We start from the raw sequence: 20,878 nt of genomic DNA, 5'->3' as shown, positions 1-20,878 counted from the left end.
AAAATCTAAGATGTAAAGGTGATTAAACTATGTGTGGCTTCGTTGGTTTTGCTGATTCAAAGCTTGAAATAGATAAAGTACAAGTAATAAATGAAATGATGGATACAATAATTCATAGAGGTCCAGATAGTGGTAATCACTATTCGGACGAACATGCAACATTAGGCTTTCGTCGCCTAAGTATCATTGACTTATCTGAAGAAGGAAGTCAGCCAATGTTCAATGAAGACGGAAGCTGCGTTTTAGTCTTCAATGGCGAAATCTACAACTATCAAGAACTTCGTGAGGACCTAATCCAAAAAGGCCATATTTTCAAATGTGACGCAGATAGCGAAGTCGTTATCCATGCTTATGAGGAATATGGAGTAGACCTTTTACAAAAAGTACGCGGGATGTTTGCATTTGCCATTTGGGATAAAAACAATGAATCCATGTTTTTAGCGCGTGACTTCTTTGGAATTAAGCCTTTATACTATACACAAAATACAGCAGACAACTCACTTATTTTCGGCTCTGAAATCAAAGCATTTTTAAAGCAGCCGGCATTTAAGAAAGAGTTAAATAAAGACGCGTTAAAACCATATTTAACTTTCCAATATTCAGTGCTTGATGAGACTTTCTTCAAAGGTGTCTATAAATTAAAGCCTGGTCACTACATGATTTATAAAAAAGGAAATCTTGAAATTAAGCCATATTGGGACGTTAATTTTGATGCAGATAATAAAGGTCTTGAACACTATATAGAAGAAATTAATAATACATTAAAAGAATCGGTTAACTACCACAAAATCAGTGATGTAAAAGTAGGTTCTTTCTTATCCGGCGGGGTTGACTCTAGTTATATTACGGCGTTATTAATGCCAAACAAAACATTTTCTGTTGGATTCCAGGATTATGAAGGAATCTTCAATGAAACCAATTTGGCTAAGGATTTATCTGACATACTTGAAATAGAAAACTATAAAGAATTGATGACGGCAGATCAGGCATTTGAAATGCTACCGACAATCCAGTATCACATGGATGAACCTCAATCAAATTTATCCTCTGTTCCGTTATACTTTTTATCAAAATTAGCCAGTGAGCATGTTACAGTTGTCCTTTCTGGTGAAGGCGCAGATGAGATTTTCGGAGGCTATGTCTGGTACCAGAAGTCTGCGAAGCTAGAAAAATACGAAAAGATTCCATTTGGGATTCGTCGCGCGATATCTGCAATTAGTGGTGCATTTCCGAAAAATACAATCACAAACTTCCTTGTGAAAGGTGGACAACCTGTTGAGGAAAAGTTCATCGGCCAAGCAAAAGTATTCGAGGAAGAAGATGCTCGTAAAGTCTTGAAAGAGGAATACCAAACTGGCCCGTCTATTCAAAGTATTACGAAAAAAGTGTATGATGATGTAAAGGGAAAAGACGATGTTACGAAAATGCAGTATCTTGACCTCAAACTTTGGTTACCAGGGGATATTCTTTTAAAAGCAGACAAAATGAGTATGGCCCACTCGATTGAATTACGGGTTCCGTTCTTAGATAAAGAAGTGATGTCAATGGCGTCACATATCCCAAGTAATTTGCGTGTGAATCAAATCGATACAAAATATGCTCTTCGTGCTGCATCGAAAAAGGTGTTACCAGAAGAATGGTCGAATCGAGAAAAAGTTGGATTCCCAGTTCCAATGAGACACTGGCTTCGTGAAGAGAAATACTACAACATTGTAAAAGAAATGTTTGAATCCGATATCGCGAAAGAATTCTTCCATACAGAAGAACTCGTTAAATATCTTGATGACCATTTCCACGGAAGACATAACTACGCAAGATACATCTATACGGTCTATGTATTCCTTGTTTGGTACAAGAAATTCTTTATTGAGTTATAAAGTTTGTTTTCTTCACATATATATGGTTTCTAGTAATTGTCTAAAGATTGTCTTACAGAGTAAAGGGGCAGATAGAAGTGAAAAAAATAGTAAGAGGACTATTATTTTTGAATTTCGTTTGTGTCATTTATTTATTGCTGAATGTTGAAACGGTTAAAGGCATTGCTAGAAATCTGATTTCAGGGGCAGACGGGATTACATCTGGGCTCACAATTGTGTACGCTCAGGAAAATAACCCATATCGGGAAGTATCAAACGGTAAAGTAGAAGTATTCATACCAGTCGAAAAGGTTCTACAATTACCGGAGCTTCCAAACGGCTGTGAAATTACATCACTTACTTCCGTGTTGAATTTTTATGGCTATAATGTTTCAAAAGTGGATATGGCTGATCATTATTTACCGAAGGAGCCTTTTACAACAATCAACAATGTTTTATACGGACCAGATCCAAATAAGGCATACGCAGGAAACCCAAGGGAATGGAGCGGATTCTTCTCTTATGCGCCTCCAATTATACAAGCAGCGAATGCATATTTAGGAAAAGAAGGTGCTCAATTAGAACCTGTTGACCTGACTGGAAGCACTCGTGAGGAAATCATAATGGAGCTTGAAGAGGGGAACCCTGTGGTAGTTTGGGTAACTCTTGACTTAAGTAAGAAAAAGGTCAACTATTCTTGGAATATTCGTGACTCAAAAACAAAGTTTAATGCTCCTACTAACCTACATGCCGTGGTTTTAAATGGTTATATAGGTGATAAGGTGCATGTCATGAATCCATTGCAAGGGCAAGTCACATACGATGCAGATGCGTTTTTTGCGAGCTATGTTGACTTAGGGAGTCATGCAATGACGGTTAAATAAAATATATGTTTCAAAAAGGAGGATGAAAATGACGGGCCGACAAAAATGCCACGTCCTGCGTCATATTCACCGCACTTTTTAAACAACCTCTTAAATGAAACTAGGTGTTTAAACATGGAACAAAAAAAATTAGGTGTTATCGGTGGCATGGGTCCGAAGGCTACTTCTGTTTTTTTTGACAAAATTGTTAATAAAACAGAGGCACATAAGGACCAGGACCATCTAAATATGATTATTCTAAATCATGCTACCCTTCCAGACCGAACAAATGCAATCCTTACAAACACAGGCGAGACATTCTTAGATGCTGTAAAAGATGATTTCAAGTTGCTAGAAGCTGCGGGCGTTGCTAATATTGCAATACCTTGTAACACATCTCATTATTTTTACGATGAGCTTCAGAAGCTAACGAATATCCCTATCATCAACATGGTCGAAGAAACAATTAAAGAAATTCATCATCGGCATGGTGAAGGAACGAAGGTCGGAATTCTTGCAACAAACGGTACGATTCGCAGCGGAATCTATGCAGATGTTTGTAAGAAATATAATCTTGAGCTCTTAGCCCCAAATGATAGCTTACAAGAAAAGGTCATGGATATTATATATAACAATGTAAAAAGTGATCTCGATGTTGATTCTAGTGAACTTGAGCAGCTAATCAGGCATCTTGTTGAAAAAGAGCATTGTAAAATTGTGATATTGGCTTGTACAGAATTGTCCTGTATTAAATTAAGTGATGAGGCTGTTAAAAGCAGCATTGATGCGATGAATGTACTTGTTGAAAGATCAATCTTACGTTCAGGCAAGCGATTGAAATAAGATTGTTACACCAAAAAATGATAATGAACCGGTTAGATCAAACTGGAAATTAAACTCACCTAAAAAGGGTGAGTTTTTTTATAGTATAATTCAAGATGCTTGTCGAATTTTTTGGGATTCGTCGTTCCTATAGTTTGTCGAATAATCTTTGGGAAACCCAGTATTTTCAAGTGTTTATGAAATATAATTGTAATATTACTTTGGCGTTTTATTACAATTTTTTATGTTATAATACAAAACGTGAGAATATATAGCAAAATATGATACTTATGGTGAAAAATAAATATTTTTCATCCTTTTATAGGTTGCTAGTTTGGTAGAAGGAGATGTGCCGGTTGAAAAGAAAACTTCTTATGATTGGAATGGGTATATCAATAGGACTTGGAAGTTTATTGACATCTATGCCTAATACTGTATTAGCGATTCAAAAGAATGAAGAGCTAGAAAATGAAAAGAAGGAAGTTCTGGATAAAAAGACAGAAGTAGAGTCTGAAATCTCCCAAAAGAAGGGAGCTCTAAATGAAGTCAAACAACAACAGGTTAGTGTCGAGCAGGAGATTAAAAGGCTTGATTTTGCTGTAAGTGAAACGAGAGGTAAAATTGAGAGCATAAAAGCAAAGATTCAGGAAACGAAAGAAGAAATTGCGCGTCTTGAGGCGGAAATGAAAGTGCTCGAGGAACGTATTCAAAAACGGGACGAGCTTATCAAGGAGCGGATGCGTAGTCTTCAACAAAGTGGTGGAGTTGTTAGTTATGTAGATGTGTTACTCGGTGCAAAAAGCTTTAATGATTTTATCAACCGGGTAAGTGCGGTATCTACATTTGTACATGCTGATCGCGAAATTATGAAAGAACATGAAGCGGATATTAAATTACTTGAGGAAAATAAAGCAGAGGTAAAGACCTTACTTGCACAGCAGGAAGACCAATTAAAAGAACTTGATCGGTTAGAGGTTCAGCTCCAATCACAAATTCAAGAACAAAATAAAGTTATGAAGCAATTAGAGGCCCAAGAACAGAAAATGCATAAAGAGCTCCATGCGCTAGAGGATGTTGGAGAATTATTAGCTGCGCAGGAAAAGGCAATTCAAATGGAAATTAATGCATGGAACCAAAGGCAAAAGGAACTTGAAGAGCAACAAAGAAAAGCTGAAGAAGAACGGAAAAAAGCTGAAGAGGAACGGAAAAAGGCCGAAGAGGCTGGTACTACACCGCCACCACTACCACCAGCACCTCCACCTGTTGTGAACAATAGTGGGTTTATTAAACCAACAACAGGCCGAGTCACATCCGAATTTGGAATGCGCTGGGGAAGTATGCACTTTGGGATTGATATTGGAAAAGGTGGACGACCAGGAAATATTCCAATTTACGCGGCTGCAGGCGGTACGGTTACGCGCTCACGTCTTGAAAGTAGCTACGGTAATGTCATCATGATCACCCACTATATCAATGGACGTCAAATGACCACCGTATATGCACACTTACAGGAACGTTTCGTTGGTCAATATGACCGAGTGGAACAAGGCGATTTGATCGGCTATATGGGGACTACAGGTGACTCGACTGGTCCGCACCTTCATTTTGAAATTTATAACGGACCATATAGTCCAACACAATACAGTGGCGGACACTCAAACGCAGTGAACCCACGTCAATATGTTTCCTTTTAAGGATTAACGCGCCCGACCGAGTATGGTCGGGCTTTTTTACTTTATTGGAAAAAAAGACATCACCTTTTTCCGACAAAACAAAAACCCACATCACATGTGGGTTTAACAGCTTATAAAGTTTTTGCCTTCTTTTTTAAGCCTTCAAAATCGAGGATATGGATATCCCTTTGTCCATTTACCTCAATTAGGTTTTCAGAAATAAATTTTACAAACTTCCGGCTAATGGTTTCAGGTGTTGTACCAATGAGAGACGCTAGAATCTTTTTAGTAATAGGGAGCTTAAAGCGGCCATCCTTAGAGCGAACCCTGTCATTGAACAAGAGGAGAACACTTGCTAATCGTTGTTCAACCTCCATTAGGCTCAGTAAACTCATCCACTCGTCGGCTTGATAAATCCGCTCATTTAATGCCCGCATGAAGCGGAGAGCCATTTTGTGATTTCGTTCTAACGTATTAACAAAATCCTGTTTTTGAATCGTATAAATAACCGTATCGTTGATTGCTACTGCGTTGGCATAATGATTTTCTGATTGAAGCATCACGGATTGGCCGAAAAAATCATCAGGGAATAAGAGACGAACGATTTGTTCTTTTCCGTCCTCAGCCACTTTTGTAATTTTAATGATCCCCTCACCGATAATATAGAGGGTATCGGAAGGGTCACCTTCTCTAAAAATCACTTCCCCTTTTCGATAATCGCGAATTTGCGTGACCTTTTGTAAAAGGTTCATTTCTTGCTCATTTAAACCATGAAAAATAGGTACCTGTCGAATAGAGCTTGGATCATGTGGACTGCTAATCATACAGAACACTTTTTCTCCTTTCAAATGCCCATAAAATGCGGACTCTTGTTGTACTATAGTTTACCTATCTTGCCGAAGTCTAAACGATTTATCGTTTCGAAAGTGTAAGAGTATAACTTACTTTTTTCGGTCCCTTTACTTCAAGAGGATTGATGTACTACAATAGAGTTTCACTTTATGTTATTCCAAAACTTATTATTTTAAAAAATTACTTGTAAAACTTGATTTATATCAAGGAAACTTTCTGTTTTCGACTATAAGATAAGAATAACATATTTATTATGAATTATGACGATATAATGACACTATTTTGCCTGTTTTTTCAGCTTTTTTCAGGAGTTTTCCAATGTAAGCATTTTACTAGAAATCTGTGGAAAATGGGGTATAGTAAGTGTAGACGTCATATTTCTATAAAATACAAATTTTGTCTATTAAGTATTACAAGTGCAAGTTTAAAAAGGAGGATGAAGAGGACCAAGAAGTTCAAGGCGGTGCAGCTTTGAGTACCGGAACGAGGCAACTGCTTGAGTTTACTTCCTTGCAGCCTTGCGCTGAGGAATTAACATCCTAGAATAAACTAGAAGACGCAAGCGCATAACCTCGTTGTTCATGATTTTTTCCGGGGCAAAGACCGCAGAAATTCGAAGTGTCATATTCACCGCACTTTTTAAACATCTATTACAAGTATTTACTGTGAATGTAATATGGAGGCTAAACACAAATGGATAATCAACAAAGGAAAAATGTGTGGGAGTCATTCTATGGCCCGAACATGGGTTATGTCTTTGACATGTATGAAAATTACAAGAATGATCCAAGTTCAGTAGACCCTTCCGTGAAAGCGCTTTTCGAAGAACTTGGGCCACCACCGGCAGATGAGCAAGCAGCAACAGCAGAGCTAGTAAGTGGGGGTATCTCACCGAAGACAATCAAGACGATCACATCTGGAGGTAAATTAATTAAGAGCATTCGTGCGTACGGCCATATAGCGGCAGATATTTACCCAATTCGCACTAGACCAATGCCAGATACCAGCTTTTTAGAGCCTGGTTACTATAATCTTACAAAAGAAGATTTAATGGATATTCCAGCGACATATATTTGGGAGGAAGCACCTCCTTCCGTTCAAACTGGTTGGGATGCGTATAAGCATTTAAAATCTGTTTATACACAATCAATTGCTTATGAATTTGGACATGTTGATTCCGAAGATGAAAGACAATGGTTACGACAACAAGTTGAAATCAATGGAATTAAATTAAAGCTAACTGCAGATGAAAAGAAACAATTAGCAGAGCGTCTAATGAATGTCGATGGATTTGAAAAATTCTTACACAAAACATTCGTTGGGCAAAAGCGTTTCTCAATCGAAGGATTAGACATGCTCGTTCCAATGCTTGAGCGTTTAATTCAAGAAGGCAATAGTGACGGTACCGACAATATTATGATCGGTATGGCTCACCGTGGCCGTTTGAATGTGCTTGCACATGTTTTGCATAAGCCATACGAACTCATTTTCTCTGAATTCCACCATGCACCAAACAAGGATTTAATTCCTTCGGAAGGTTCAAGAGGGATTAACTATGGTTGGTCCGGTGATGTGAAATATCACTTAGGAGCTGACCGTGCCGTTAAAGGTCCTAAAGAGCACGTAACTCGTATTAATCTTGCGAACAACCCAAGTCACTTGGAGTTTGTAAACCCTGTAGTGTTAGGGATTACTAGAGCGGCTCAGGACAATACTAGTAAAGCTGGTTATCCTGTTCAGGATAAGCAAAGTGCAATAAGTGTACTAATTCATGGTGACGCGGCATTCCCTGGTGAAGGAGTAGTAGCTGAAACTCTAAACTTAAGTAGATTGAAAGGCTACGAAACTGGGGGAACCGTTCATATTATTGCAAACAATATGGTTGGTTTTACAACAAATAATACAGACTCTCGTTCAACTCGTTTTGCGAGTGACCTTGCGAAGGGGTATGAGATTCCAATCTTACGTGTAAATGCTGATGACCCTGAAGCTTGTCTTGCAGCAATTCACTTTTCGTATGAGTATCGTAAGCGTTTTGAAAAAGATATCTTAATTGATTTAGTTGGTTACAGACGATTTGGTCACAACGAAATGGATGATCCAAGCGTAACACAACCATTATTGTACAAGAAGGTTGCGAATCACCCTGTTATTGCAGATAAGTACGGAAATCAGCTTGTTGCTGAAAATGTAATAACAACAGAAGAACTAACTAATAAACGTGAGGAATTCATGCAAAGTTTACAATCTATTTTTGATGACTTTGTGGAAAATGAAGAGCGCGTGAAACCGAAGAAGCCAAAAGCTTTGTCTGCTATTCCAGAATTTGATACAACAGTACCTGCTGACCTATTAAAGAGTATCAACAGAGGACTATTACAGTGGCCTCAATCACTTACAGTTTATCCGAAGCTTGAACGTATTTTAAAGCGACGTGAAACAGCTTTAGATGAGGAAAACAAAGTGGATTGGGCATTAGCTGAAACACTTGCATTCGGATCAGTTCTTGCAGAAGGAAAAACAGTTCGTTTAACAGGTCAGGATAGTGAAAGAGGAACATTCGCTCATCGTCATGTTGCTTTAAATGACTATGAAACAAATGAAAAATATATCCCATTGCACAATATTCAAGAGGCGAAGGCATCCTTCTCCATCTATAACAGTCCATTGTCTGAAACGGCTGTTTTAGGATTTGAATATGGTTATAGTGTTCAAGATGAAAATGCACTTGTCCTTTGGGAAGCGCAATTTGGGGACTTTGTGAACGTGGCACAGCCAATTATTGACCAATTCATTTCTTCAGGTCATGCAAAATGGGGTCAAAAATCAGGTCTAGTCATGCTATTACCACATGGTTATGAAGGACAAGGTCCGGAGCACTCAAGTGGAAGAGTGGAACGTTTCCTAAATGCAGCTGGGGAATATAACTGGATTGTTGCGAACGTAACAAGCGCTTCTCAATACTTCCATTTATTAAGAAGACAATCATTGCTTACTTCAACTGATGAAGCAAGACCATTGATTGTGATGACTCCTAAGAGTCTTCTTCGTCACCCACAAACAGCGTCATCACTAGATGATCTAACGAATGGAAGCTTTAAGCCACTGCTGGAGCAACCAGGAATGGGAACGAACAAAGAGAAAGTAACTCGCCTAATCTTATGTACAGGTAAAGTAGCGATTGATTTAGCAACAGAAGCTGCGAATTTACCGGCAGAAACGGCAGATACTCTGCATATTGCAAGGGTGGAGCAAATGTATCCATTCCCTAAGAAAGAGCTAGAAGAACTAGTTAGCCAGTATCCGAACCTACAAGAGGTTGTTTGGGTTCAAGAAGAACCGAAAAACATGGGCGCATGGCCAGCTCTACAATCGGTATTAATGGATATATTATCTGATGAAATTAAACTAGATTATATTGGTAGACCGAAGCGTTCAAGTCCTGCTACGGGTGACCCAGATATTCACAAACAAGAACAAGCGTGGATTATGCAAGATGCATTGCTTACAGACAAAGGAGGGAATCAGCAATGATCGAAATTAAAGTACCAGAATTAGCTGAGTCCATTACAGAAGGAACAATTGTTGAATGGTTAAAAAAAGAAGGCGAACTCGTGAATAAAGGTGAGTCAATCGCTGAACTTGAAACAGATAAAGTAAATGTTGAAATCAACAGTGAACATACAGGTGTTATTAAGGAATTCTTATTCCAACCAGGTGATAATGTAGAAGTTGGTCAAGTGATTGCAAAGCTTGATGAAAATGGTTCAGAGTCAAGCGCACCAGCACCTGCTGAAGAACCTAAAGCTGAAGCAGCACCACAAGCTGAAGAAGCTAAAACAGAACCAGTTGCAGAAGCATCTACTGAAGAAAAAGGCAAGCCAGCCATTGCTTCACCTGCAGCGAGAAAAAGAGCAAGAGAACTTGGGATTGACTTAAATGAAGTACCATTTAAAGATCCACTTGGACGTGTTCGTGTTGAAGGTGTAGAGGCTTATAAGCAAGCTCAAACAGTACCAGCTGCAACTCCAGCACCAGCTGCAAAACAACCTGCAGCAGCACCAGTGGTAAATGACGACCCACGCGTAGAACGCATTAAAATGTCAAGACGTCGTCAAACAATTGCAAAACGTCTTGTTGAAGCACAGCACACAGCAGCAATGCTAACAACATTTAATGAAGTTGATATGACTGCTGTTATGGACGTAAGAAATCGCCGTAAAGACGCGTTCTTCAAAAAGCATGGTGTAAAACTTGGTTTCATGTCATTTTTTACAAAGGCGGTTATTGGAGCATTAAAGGCATATCCATATGTGAATGCTGAAATCCAAGGAAATGAAATCCTTCTTAAGAATTTCTATGACATCGGTGTTGCCGTATCTACAGATGAAGGCTTAGTTGTACCAGTTGTACGTAATGCAGATACACTAAGCTTTGCAGGAATTGAGTCTGAAATCGGCCGCTTAGCTGAAAAAGCAAGAAACAACCAATTAGGTTTAGGCGACCTTCAAGGCGGAACTTTCACAATTACTAACGGTGGAACATTCGGTTCTCTAAACTCAACACCTATTATTAACGCACCACAGGTTGGTATTTTAGGAATGCACAAAATCCAAAGACGTCCTGTTGTAGTTGATAAAAATGATACGGTGGAAGTACGCCCAATGATGTATGTGGCATTATCTTATGACCACAGAATCATCGATGGTAGAGACGCTGTAGGATTCCTAGTAAAAGTAAAAGAACTATTAGAAGATCCAGAAGACCTATTATTAGAAGGTTGATTGTAAGAAAAGCGCAAGCGACTTGCCAGCCCAGACAAGCATAAGAGAATCCGGCGAGAAGGATGCCTTTTATCCTTCTTGACGGATTGGCTAGACTTTGAGAGAGGCTAGGCGCAGGAGCTAGACATAGAATCAGAAGGCACATGCTCTCACAATGGAGCATGTGCCTTTTATGTTTGTTGTTTATGTGTTGAAAAAAAGCTGCTTCCTAAAGAGGAAACAGCTTTTGAATGACTTATTAAATGACACCGTGAGCAATCATTGCGTCAGCTACTTTTAGGAAGCCGGCGATGTTAGCTCCATATACAAGGTTTCCAGGATGGCCATATTCTTCAGCAGCATCCATGCTGTTGCGATAAATTGAAGCCATGATGTCCTGAAGCTTGCTGTCGACTTCTTCAAATGACCATGAAAGTCTCATGCTGTTTTGTGACATTTCAAGTGCAGAAACGGCAACACCACCCGCATTAACTGCTTTCGCTGGCCCGAATAGGACATTGCTTTCAATAAATAAATCAATTGCTTCTAAAGTAGAAGGCATGTTTGCACCCTCACCAATTGCCTTTACACCATTTGAAATAAGTGTTTGAGCTGATTCACAGTCAATTTCATTTTGGGTTGCACAAGGTAATGCAATATCACAAGGAATTGACCAGATACCTGAGCAGCCTTCAATATATTCTGCTTCTGGGTGTTCTAATACATATTCTTTAATACGTTTACGTTCAACTTCTTTGATACGTTTGATAGTTTCAAGGTCTAACCCATTTTCATCATAGATATAGCCGTTTGAATCACTACATGCAACTACTTTTGCACCTAGCTGTTGAGCTTTTTCAATCGCATAAATAGAAACATTCCCGGAACCTGAAACGACAACTGTGCTTCCTTCAAAAGAAAGACCTTGTTCCTTCAGCATTTCCTCAACAAAGTAGACAGTACCATAGCCTGTAGCTTCCGTACGAACCAAGCTCCCGCCATAGCCAAGGCCTTTGCCAGTAAGAACGCCTGCTTCAAAGCTACCTTGGAGTCTTTTGTATTGGCCAAACATATAGCCGACTTCTCTTGCTCCAACGCCGATATCTCCAGCTGGTACATCGATATCAGGGCCAATATGTCTAGCTAATTCTGTCATAAAGCTTTGGGTGAATCGCATAACCTCGTTGTCTGATTTTCCTTTCGGATCAAAATCAGATCCACCCTTACCCCCACCGATTGGAAGACCGGTTAAAGAGTTTTTAAGGATTTGTTCAAAACCTAGGAACTTAATAATACTTGAGTTAACGGAAGGGTGGAAACGCAAACCACCTTTATAAGGGCCGAGTGCACTGTTAAACTGAACACGATAGCCACGATTTACATGGATTTGACCTTGGTCATCAACCCAAGGTACTCGGAATGTAATCATTCTTTCCGGTTCAACGAGTCTTTCCAAAATCGCGTGTTTCATGTATTTTGGATTTTTAGCAAACACAGGTACAAGAGAAAGGAAAATTTCTTTCACTGCTTGGTGGAACTCTGGTTCATGAGGATTTCTCTTCTTAACCTCCTCATATACTTTGTTCATATAATCGGTTGCTTGTTTTAACTCTGGTACAGGAATAGACTTTTCGATCATAGCCATCGTGTACATTCACCCTTTCTTTGCTATATATTTTAGGGGATGTTCAAAAAGTTAGATGAAAATGACGCATCGAATTTCTGCGTTGTCTTGCTTCTCCGTTCCTCACGTATTAACTGCATACGATCCGGTACTCAAAGCTGCGCCGCCTTGAAATTTCGACGCACAGGATGTGCTAGTGTCGACAAGACATGAGGCTTGGTGTTTTTGTCGACGTGGTCCTTTAATCATCTTTTTTGAACTCCCTTTTTAGTCAAAAAAAATAAAACCGACGTTTTATCTGTAAATTCTTGATATTTACTATTTTATAATGAATAATTAATCTAAACAATATTAATAAAAGATATAAGCAATGCCGTAATGAGATGGATTAAGGAGGACACCTTGTGGAACTTAGACAGTTAACTTATTTTATTGAGGTTGCAAAACGAGAACATGTAACGGAAGCGGCGAATTCAATGCATATTGCTCAATCGGCAGTTAGCAGGCAATTGTTCAACCTTGAATCCGAATTAGGTGTAGACTTGTTTATTCGAGATGGACGAAATGTGAAATTAACGCCAATCGGAAGAGTTTTTTTAGATCATGTCGAGCAGGCATTAAATGTATTAGATAATGCAAAACGTGAGATTGAAGAATATTTAGATCCGGAACGAGGAACGATTCGAATTGGATTTCCAAGCAGTTTGGCTGCTTATACCCTACCAACAATGATATCTGCATTTCGAGAACGTCATCCACAAGTTAAGTTTTCATTGTCACAGGGCAATTATTATTCTCTAATTGAACGAGTAAAAACAGGCGAAATCGACATGGCGCTGTTAGGACCCGTACCAAATCAGGAAAAGAAGATTACAGGCACGACTCTATTTACGGATAAGATGGTAGCTCTTTTACCACGCGCGCATCCATTGGCAGAGAATAAGTCATTAAGTCTTAGTCAGTTAAAAGACGAACAGTTTGTATTATTCCCGAATGGATTTATCTTACGAGATATCATTGTAAAGGCATGTAATCAGTTGGGCTTTCAGCCGACGGTTTCCTTTGAAGGAGAAGATATTGACGCTATTAAAGGTCTTGTTTCAGCTGGACTAGGAATAACAATCATTCCTGAGGTGACTTTAATTGAAAATATTCCACGTTCTACCGTGAAAGTTTCGGTTCTCCAACCTGAGGTAACCCGTTCGGTAGGTGTTATTATTCCAAAAGAGCGAAAACTACTTCCTACTGAACAGCTTTTTTATGACTTTTTAAAGGACTATTTTTCATTTTTAGACAAATTTCAATATTAAGATTTGTTCTATTTCCGTGGAAATAGACAGATTTTGTCGATTAAAGGGGAGTTTTTTGAAGGCTCCCCTTTCAATTACCCTACTAATTTCAAGCCTACAGCAGCACTAATGATGATCCCAATAAACAAGAATCGTTTCCAGTCTTTTGGCTCTCCATATAGGATCATACCAAGAATGGCTCCCCCAGATGCTCCAATTCCTGTCCAAACAGCATATGCAGTGCCCATAGGTAGAGTTTCCATCGCTATGCTTAGAAATAGGAAGCTTCCGCCAAAAGAGGCAAGCAGTAAGACTAGTGATTGCCAATTTTTCTTTTGATGAAGTCGATTAATGAGCACGACCCCTAACATTTCAAAAACACCTGCAATAATGAGTGAGAACCATGCCATTAACCTTCAGCTCCTTCTGTGTCCTTCTCTTTTGTAACAAGTTTCAGACCAATTACACCAACTAAAAGCACTCCTATTAATAGAAGCTTTGCCAGTTTAACTGGTTCATTAAAAAACAGGATTTCTGATATAACGGTTCCGGCAGTACCTAGTCCAACAAAGACAGCATAAGCCGTACCAACCGGTAATTTTTTTCCTGCTGCAATAAGTGCATGAAAGCTGATATAGATTGCAATGACAGTTCCAGTCCATGTCCAAAAACTATCTGCATGCTTTAATCCAATCACCCAAAATACTTCAAAAAAAGCCGCAAAAAAGACTTTTATCCATTCTAAATTCATCTATAATTCCCCCTTATCGTTTCGATTAAAAAGAAAAAGCCTGAGAGATTATAACAAATGTATAATCTCCCAGGCTTTTGTCCCTCCGTGGCATAGCAAAATTAGAAAATATTTAAAAAGAATGATGAAAAGGACTACGTCGACAAGAACGCCACGTCCTCATGTATTGTCGACACTAGCACATCCTGTGCGTCGAAAGTTCGAGGCCGTTTAGCTTTGAGTACCGGAGCGAGGCAACGGCTTGAGTTAACTCCCTTGCAGCCTTGCGCTGAGGAATTGACTTCATGAATAAACTAGTAGACGCAAGCGCATAACCAAGTTATTCACAGTGCTCTCGGAGCGATGTACGCAGAAATTCGATGTGTCATTTTCACCGGACTTTTTGAACATCCATTATTGCTATGAGTTTTCTCTCGGACCAGACTAGCAAAGGCTACGGAACCCTAGAAAACCTTTTTATTTAACTTTTTTCATTATACAATAGAAACCTTTTTGAAGAAAGAGGGAAAAGTTACTTGTGGGTGTTTTTGAATGAATGTGGATGTTTTTGATTGATTTCTAAAAATGATTTCACTATAATGAGAGTACAATCCATGAAGGATGTGACATGATGTTAACTCCAGAAAGACATCAGCTTATTTTATCGCTACTAAAAGAACACGGGGTTGTGAAACTTCAAGAGCTGATTGAAAGAACAAATTCATCGGAATCAACGATTCGTCGTGATTTAGTACAACTTGAAAATGAAAACAAATTAAGAAGGGTCCATGGTGGAGCGGCATTCGTTCACGGAAATCAATTGGAACCGAGTTATATAGAAAAAACAGCTAAGAATATAAAAGAAAAACAAGCAATTGCTAAATATGCATCTGAGCTTATTCAAGATGGTGACTCCATTTATTTGGATGCAGGGACAACAACACAGGAATTGATCCCATATCTTGACCACAAGGGACTGACAGTGGTGACCAATGGAGTAAACTTGATTGAGCCCATACTTGAAAAAGGGATTACTACATATCTAATAGGTGGTGTTTTGAAACCGAGTACAAAAGCCTTAATCGGAAGTCGGGCATTATCAAGTTTGAACCTTTACCGATTTGATAAGTGCTTTTTAGGAGTGAATGGAATTGATTTGAAGTATGGTTTTACGACTCCTGATCCTGAAGAAGCACTGATCAAACAAACGGCAATGAGCTTAGCAAAGGAAACTTATATATTGGCTGATCACACGAAGTTTAATGAGGTTTCTTTTTCAAAGATTTCCTCATTAAAGGATGTCACTTTAATAACAGATAATGGATTAACAAAGAGTGAGCTTTCATCCTATCAAGAACATATCAACATAAAGGTTGTGACAACATGATTTACACAGTTACATTAAATCCCTCCATTGATTATTTTATCGACTTGGATGAATTTTTGGTTGGTGAACTGAATCGTATTAAAAGTGATCGAAAAAGCCCGGGGGGAAAAGGGATTAATGTTTCTACAGTTTTACAAAATGTTGGAATAGAGAGTGTTGCCTTAGGGTTTGTAGGCGGTTTTACTGGTAAATACCTTATTGATAGCTTAACAGCTAAGAATATCAAAACAGACTTTGTAACTGTAGAAGGAGATACAAGAATTAATGTGAAACTTCATTCTGATGTGGAGACTGAAATAAATGGAGCGGGTCCGAAAATTACATCTTCGGAGCTCGAACAGCTTTTAGAGAAGTTTGATCAAATGCAAAAAGGAGATATGGTGGTACTTGCAGGGAGTATCCCGGCATCGTTACCGTCGACACTGTATCAACAAGTCACTGAGACATTACAAGACAAGGATGTTAAAGTTGTTGTTGATGCTACAAAAGACTTATTAGTCGAAGTACTTCCATATCAGCCGTTTTTAATTAAACCAAACCATCATGAGTTAGGTGAAATTTTCGGTGTTGAGATTAAAAATGCCGAAGAAGCAATTCCTTATGGGAAAAAGCTCATCGAAATGGGAGCGCAGCATGTTATTGTTTCGATGGCGGACAAAGGTAGTTTGCTATTTGTGAATGATGAAGTCTATTTTGCGAACATTCCTAAAGGGACACTTGTTAACTCTGTAGGCGCTGGGGACTCAGTCGTGGCAGGCTTTATTGCATCTTATTCAAAAAAACGGGTAGCGACAGAAGCATTTCATTTTGGAGCAGCAGCCGGCAGTGCCACAGCCTATTCTGAAGGATTAGCAACGGAAGAGAAAATAAATGAATTGATTTCACAAGTACAAGTGAAAAAAATATAGAAAGGAACATGCAGGATGAGAATTACGGATCTGTTGAAAAAAGATACAGTCATTATTGACCTTGTTTCTTCATCAAAACTTGAGGTCATTGATGAATTGGTCTCAAAACTTGATAAAGCTGGCCGTCTACAGGACAAAGAACAATACAAACAGGCAATCTTAACAAGAGAAAGCCAAAGTACAACAGGGATTGGTGAAGGTATAGCGATACCACACGCGAAGACAGCTGCGGTGAAGACACCAGCGATTGCGTTTGGACGCTCCATAAAGGGAGTAGATTATGAATCATTGGATGGACAACCAAGCCATTTATTTTTCATGATCGCGGCAAGTGAAGGGGCAAATAATGCACATCTTGAAACCCTATCAAGATTATCTTCATTATTAATGGACGTTGGTTTTCGTGAACAGCTTATGCAAGTTAAAACACCAGACGAGTTAATCGATGTTATTAATGAAAAGGAAAATGAATCAGAGGAAGTAGAAGCGCCGGTAGAGAAAAAAGAAGGACAGCAAAAAGTTCTTGCGGTAACGGCATGTCCAACTGGAATTGCACATACGTATATGGCTGCAGACTCATTAAAGGCAAAAGCAAAAGAAATGAACATTGATTTAAAGGTTGAAACAAATGGTTCAACAGGTGTGAAAAATGAACTGACTCAAGCAGACATTGATGAGGCAGTCGCAATCATTGTGGCTGCAGACAAGCAAGTAGAAATGACTCGTTTTAATGGTAAAAAAGTAATTCAGGTGCCGGTTGCTCAAGGTATTCGCATACCTGAGGAATTATTAACAAGAGCAGTTAATCAGGATGCCCCAATTTACCAAGCTGAAAAAAACGAAAAGAAAAAAACAGAAGGCGGAGAAAGAAGCGGTTTTTATAAGCATTTAATGAATGGTGTTTCTAACATGCTTCCGTTTGTTGTAGGTGGCGGACTCTTAATTGCCATTTCATTTATTTTTGGAATCAATGCTTCAGACCCGAATGATCCATCCTATAGTCCGATTGCTGGCGCGTTGATGACAATCGGAAGTGCTAATGCGTTTCAATTAATGATTCCTGTTTTAGCGGGATTTATCGCCATGAGTATTGCTGACCGTCCCGGATTAGCACCAGGTATGATTGGTGGTCTAATGGCGACAACAGGAGGAGCTGGTTTTTTAGGCGGATTAATAGCTGGTTTCCTTGCAGGATATGTGGTCTTATTATTGAAAAAATTCTTCTCAGGTTTACCATCATCATTTGAAGGTCTAAAACCAGTGCTGATTTATCCGTTCTTTGGAATTTTGATTACAGGTGCGATTATGTATGTACTTGTTGGTCCGTTAAAATTTGTAATGGACGGATTGACCGGTTGGTTAGAAGGACTAGGTACAGGGAACTTGATTGTACTTGGTTTAATTCTAGGGGGAATGATGTCAATTGATATGGGTGGCCCAATTAATAAGGCCGCATTTACCTTTGGAATTGCCATGATTGATGCTGGAAATTACGCACCACATGCAGCTATTATGGCGGGTGGAATGACACCGCCGCTTGGACTAGCTTTAGCAACAACCCTCTTTAAAAATAAATTTACAAAGCAAGAGCGTGAAGCTGGAAAAACGGCTTATTTCATGGGTGCATCGTTTATTACAGAAGGTGCAATTCCATTTGCTGCTGCCGATCCTGGGCGTGTTATTCCTTCCGCGGTCATTGGTTCAGCAGTTACGGGTGCACTAACCATGTTGTTTGGTATTGGCTTACCTGCTCCACATGGAGGAATATTTGTTATTCCTTTTGTAAATGGTAGTTGGGCGTTATACGTACTTGCGATAATCATCGGTACAATAATAACGGCGCTATTAGTTGGGTTCTTGAAAAAACCGATAAAATAAGGGTATTACCCCGTGCTACTTAGGCACGGGGTATTTTTAATGATAATGTAATGGGTTTATAAGTGATGGTGTTATTGTTTTGAAGTAGCGCATTGTTTGCTTGAGTCGAGGTGAGTACAAGGTGGCCAAGATTATTTCCAGTTTCAATGATGGGTCCTTGATCCATTGACAGGTAACGGATCTTTTCTTTCCACGTAAAGTTTGTGGGACAAGGGGTATTTCCTTTTTGTTTAATGATATCGTAGGTCGCATCACAGTATCTGTTGATTTCTTTATTCCTTCTTTTCGCTGCATTTATTGTAACGATTGCCTTCATCAATCCGCCTTGTATCCCTGAAAAACTCATATTGTTCATTGGACTACTCGTAAATTGGTAGATGCATAAACCTTCTCCATCGGGAAATTCGATATTGGTTGAAACAGCAGAAGCGTAATGAACATCTCCTGATAAAATAAAGCAGTGACTCGGGTTCCATTCTTTGATTTGGTGAAGGAGTTCACTAAAGCCCTCTCCGTTATACTTCCAGGATTCAAAGTCAAATGCTGTTGTTGCGGGAACTCCAATTGTTTTTAATGGATACATATATTGATTGAGAAAGGACTCAATTAAGCCAATTCCATAGACCGGTGCTGGGGAGATTACAAGGAGTGGTTCACCGCTTTTCCATCCACTACCATCTAAACAATCTGTTAAGTTCCGCCAACCGCGTTCACCAATGAGCTGCGGAGGACGGTCCTTTTCTTCGATCGTACGACCAAGGGAAACTGGGAGAGGGGTGTGATCGTACTTTCGTTGTGTTCTTGTATCAAGGAAAATGGATGCTGGGCTTGTCGGTGCAACAAAATTCCACTGCTTGAATTTCCAAAGTATTTCTTCCCATGCTTCATGTGAATGTGAACGAGTATCATAAGTTTTACTATATCCCCACATCTTACGGAGAAATACAGGGTCAAATCGGTCTGGGTCATTACCCCATCCTTGAAACAGCCAATACGCCATAAGTCCATTGGCAACGACATGTCTTCCAAGTTTTGATGAATAGACGCTATTTTTCCAATTGTGACTGATGTTCCAATCATCTGTAATATCATGGTCATCAAAGATCATATAGGTCGGAATGTTAGCAAGTAATCTTCTTACCTTTGTAAGTGTTTGGTAGGTTTCCTTCACATCTTCCACTTGTTCGTTATACTCTTTTTCATATACTTTCTTTTCCTTCTTTCTCTTCCCTTTTTTGTAAATATAATAAAGTTGGTTTTTCCTAGTTTGGTCTTTAAATGAAGGAAAATCACCATCATCTGTGTAAGCACCCCAAAGTTCTGGTGACCATGCTAGTAAATATAGAGCGGCATATTCACCAAATGTCATTGCATGGTTCCGGGCATTTGCGGAGGTGAATTTGCAAAAATGCTCCATGATAAATTGTCTTCCTCGGGTTTGGTTTATTGATTTTTTGAAAGGTTTATTTTCTAGGCGAGGCTCTATTTCAGTAAGGTTTTCTCCTCTACCAATTAGTTTTTTACCTGCTTCCGTCATGATGTGAAATACTGGATCTGGCACATCATCTGCATAAATTTGGTCACCTAATAAAAATAAAGCGTCTGGGCGCTTTTCGAGGTCTAAAAAGTTCATTTTGATTGTTTCGTCTCCTTGGCTAAGGGCATCCTCACCTTTTCCATGAAGTTTTCGACATGAGCCATATAGGAGATTGGTTTTTTGTTGAGTTAGATCTCGAATAAAAAAGCTAGGAAAATCGAGGTCTCCATATGTGATGGAGTTTGGTTGCTCTTTTCCTAGGAGTCCGAAGTCTTGAAGGTCATAAATGTCAGAATTCTTTTGGAAAAGGAGATTATAGGCTAGGAGTGTGTTTACAGGGAACTGTGCTTGATACGGTGGTGTTAGTTTGATTAGGCTAATATAAAGTTGTTTTCCAGCACGGAAAGTGGTTGTTTCAGTATCACAATCTATTTCATGGTACGCAAAATTGGTATCATCTATTTTTTCAATTTGATACAGCTTTGCACCAAGTCTGTATCTTTTTCTTAACGCAATCCAAATATAAATGTGAGAAGGCTCAACTCGGCGTAGGATTGGCCCCGATAAAATTGTCGGTATATCCATTTTGTTCACCATCCCATTTTTTTATATCCTATTCAGGGTTCTAGTGGCCGTTCATTTCAGGTATGTAACAGAAATGTGTTGGAACGGGAGATTGGGTGTTTTGATTGAGAG

The 20,878-nt window shown here is 39.1% G+C and carries 15 protein-coding genes; 10 read left to right on the top strand and 5 right to left on the bottom strand.

What is annotated here, in order from left to right:
* The first annotated feature begins 29 nt into the window (after nucleotides 1-29).
* From asnB to AC6CHV_RS16945, 4 genes are all read left to right on the top strand, one after another.
* Entirely contained in the window at nucleotides 30-1,877 is a 1,848-nt protein-coding gene (gene asnB, locus AC6CHV_RS16960; protein WP_341333353.1) for an asparagine synthase (glutamine-hydrolyzing), read from the top strand.
* Between the two features lie 77 nt (nucleotides 1,878-1,954).
* Nucleotides 1,955-2,740 (top strand): C39 family peptidase, encoded by a 786-nt coding sequence (locus AC6CHV_RS16955; RefSeq protein ID WP_341333352.1) that lies wholly within the window; start codon nucleotides 1,955-1,957, stop codon nucleotides 2,738-2,740.
* A 114-nt stretch (nucleotides 2,741-2,854) separates the two neighbouring features.
* Nucleotides 2,855-3,562 carry a cysteate racemase gene (gene cuyB / locus AC6CHV_RS16950; protein WP_341333351.1) on the top strand — a complete coding sequence of 236 codons (708 nt, stop codon included), beginning with the start codon at nucleotides 2,855-2,857 and terminating at the stop codon, nucleotides 3,560-3,562.
* Nucleotides 3,563-3,897: 335 nt separating this feature from the next.
* A complete protein-coding gene (locus AC6CHV_RS16945; protein WP_341333350.1) occupies nucleotides 3,898-5,235 on the top strand; it encodes a murein hydrolase activator EnvC family protein in 1,338 nt (445 codons plus the stop codon).
* A 110-nt stretch (nucleotides 5,236-5,345) separates the two neighbouring features.
* On the opposite strand, the gene AC6CHV_RS16940 is transcribed toward AC6CHV_RS16945, so the two are convergent.
* Nucleotides 5,346-6,038 (bottom strand): cyclic nucleotide-binding domain-containing protein, encoded by a 693-nt coding sequence (locus AC6CHV_RS16940; protein ID WP_121449264.1) that lies wholly within the window; start codon nucleotides 6,036-6,038, stop codon nucleotides 5,346-5,348.
* 721 nt (nucleotides 6,039-6,759) lie between these two features.
* Here AC6CHV_RS16940 and AC6CHV_RS16935 point away from each other — a divergent pair.
* Together AC6CHV_RS16935 and odhB are read left to right on the top strand one after the other, a co-directional pair.
* Complete coding sequence (locus AC6CHV_RS16935; protein WP_341333349.1) at nucleotides 6,760-9,600, top strand: 2-oxoglutarate dehydrogenase E1 component; 2,841 nt, start codon at nucleotides 6,760-6,762, stop codon at nucleotides 9,598-9,600.
* Nucleotides 9,597-10,850, top strand: a complete 1,254-nt coding sequence (gene odhB / locus AC6CHV_RS16930) for a 2-oxoglutarate dehydrogenase complex dihydrolipoyllysine-residue succinyltransferase (protein WP_498079289.1) — start codon at nucleotides 9,597-9,599, stop codon at nucleotides 10,848-10,850. Before AC6CHV_RS16935 ends, odhB begins: the two co-directional genes overlap by 4 nt.
* 238 nt (nucleotides 10,851-11,088) lie before the next feature.
* Here the strand turns inward: odhB and gdhA are convergent, their stop codons facing one another.
* Nucleotides 11,089-12,468 carry an NADP-specific glutamate dehydrogenase gene (gene gdhA / locus AC6CHV_RS16925; RefSeq protein WP_121449276.1) on the bottom strand — a complete coding sequence of 460 codons (1,380 nt, stop codon included), beginning with the start codon at nucleotides 12,466-12,468 and terminating at the stop codon, nucleotides 11,089-11,091.
* A 389-nt stretch (nucleotides 12,469-12,857) separates the two neighbouring features.
* On the opposite strand from gdhA, the gene gltC reads away from it, so the two are divergent.
* Nucleotides 12,858-13,763 carry a glutamate biosynthesis transcriptional regulator GltC gene (gene gltC, locus AC6CHV_RS16920; protein ID WP_341333346.1) on the top strand — a complete coding sequence of 302 codons (906 nt, stop codon included), beginning with the start codon at nucleotides 12,858-12,860 and terminating at the stop codon, nucleotides 13,761-13,763.
* 74 nt (nucleotides 13,764-13,837) lie between these two features.
* Here the strand turns inward: gltC and AC6CHV_RS16915 are convergent, their stop codons facing one another.
* Both AC6CHV_RS16915 and AC6CHV_RS16910 read right to left on the bottom strand, forming a co-directional pair.
* Nucleotides 13,838-14,152, bottom strand: coding sequence for a DMT family transporter (locus tag AC6CHV_RS16915; RefSeq protein ID WP_341333345.1), 315 nt, complete (start codon nucleotides 14,150-14,152; stop codon nucleotides 13,838-13,840).
* Nucleotides 14,152-14,493 (bottom strand): DMT family transporter, encoded by a 342-nt coding sequence (locus AC6CHV_RS16910; protein ID WP_309100791.1) that lies wholly within the window; start codon nucleotides 14,491-14,493, stop codon nucleotides 14,152-14,154. The genes AC6CHV_RS16915 and AC6CHV_RS16910 overlap by 1 nt, the downstream gene beginning before the upstream one ends.
* Nucleotides 14,494-15,103: 610 nt before the next feature.
* Here AC6CHV_RS16910 and AC6CHV_RS16905 point away from each other — a divergent pair.
* From AC6CHV_RS16905 to AC6CHV_RS16895, 3 genes are read left to right on the top strand one after another with little or no spacing between them, the layout of a single operon-like run.
* The gene (locus AC6CHV_RS16905; RefSeq protein ID WP_341333343.1) at nucleotides 15,104-15,859 is read left to right on the top strand and encodes a DeoR/GlpR family DNA-binding transcription regulator; all 756 of its coding nucleotides are present in this window, start codon (nucleotides 15,104-15,106) and stop codon (nucleotides 15,857-15,859) included.
* Nucleotides 15,856-16,767: a 1-phosphofructokinase gene (gene pfkB, locus AC6CHV_RS16900; protein ID WP_341333342.1), complete on the top strand. Its 912-nt coding sequence runs from the start codon at nucleotides 15,856-15,858 to the stop codon at nucleotides 16,765-16,767. The genes AC6CHV_RS16905 and pfkB overlap by 4 nt, the downstream gene beginning before the upstream one ends.
* Before the next feature lie 15 nt (nucleotides 16,768-16,782).
* Complete coding sequence (locus tag AC6CHV_RS16895) at nucleotides 16,783-18,645, top strand: PTS fructose transporter subunit IIABC (RefSeq protein WP_341333341.1); 1,863 nt, start codon at nucleotides 16,783-16,785, stop codon at nucleotides 18,643-18,645.
* Between the two features lie 19 nt (nucleotides 18,646-18,664).
* Here the strand turns inward: AC6CHV_RS16895 and AC6CHV_RS16890 are convergent, their stop codons facing one another.
* Nucleotides 18,665-20,767, bottom strand: a complete 2,103-nt coding sequence (locus AC6CHV_RS16890) for a metallophosphoesterase family protein (RefSeq protein WP_498079288.1) — start codon at nucleotides 20,765-20,767, stop codon at nucleotides 18,665-18,667.
* Nucleotides 20,768-20,878: the final 111 nt, after the last annotated feature.

It is taken from the genome of Ferdinandcohnia sp. GQ5 (assembly GCF_059759275.1).
Note: the sequence above shows the minus strand (reverse complement) of the source record. Positions and strands in the feature narration are given on the sequence as shown.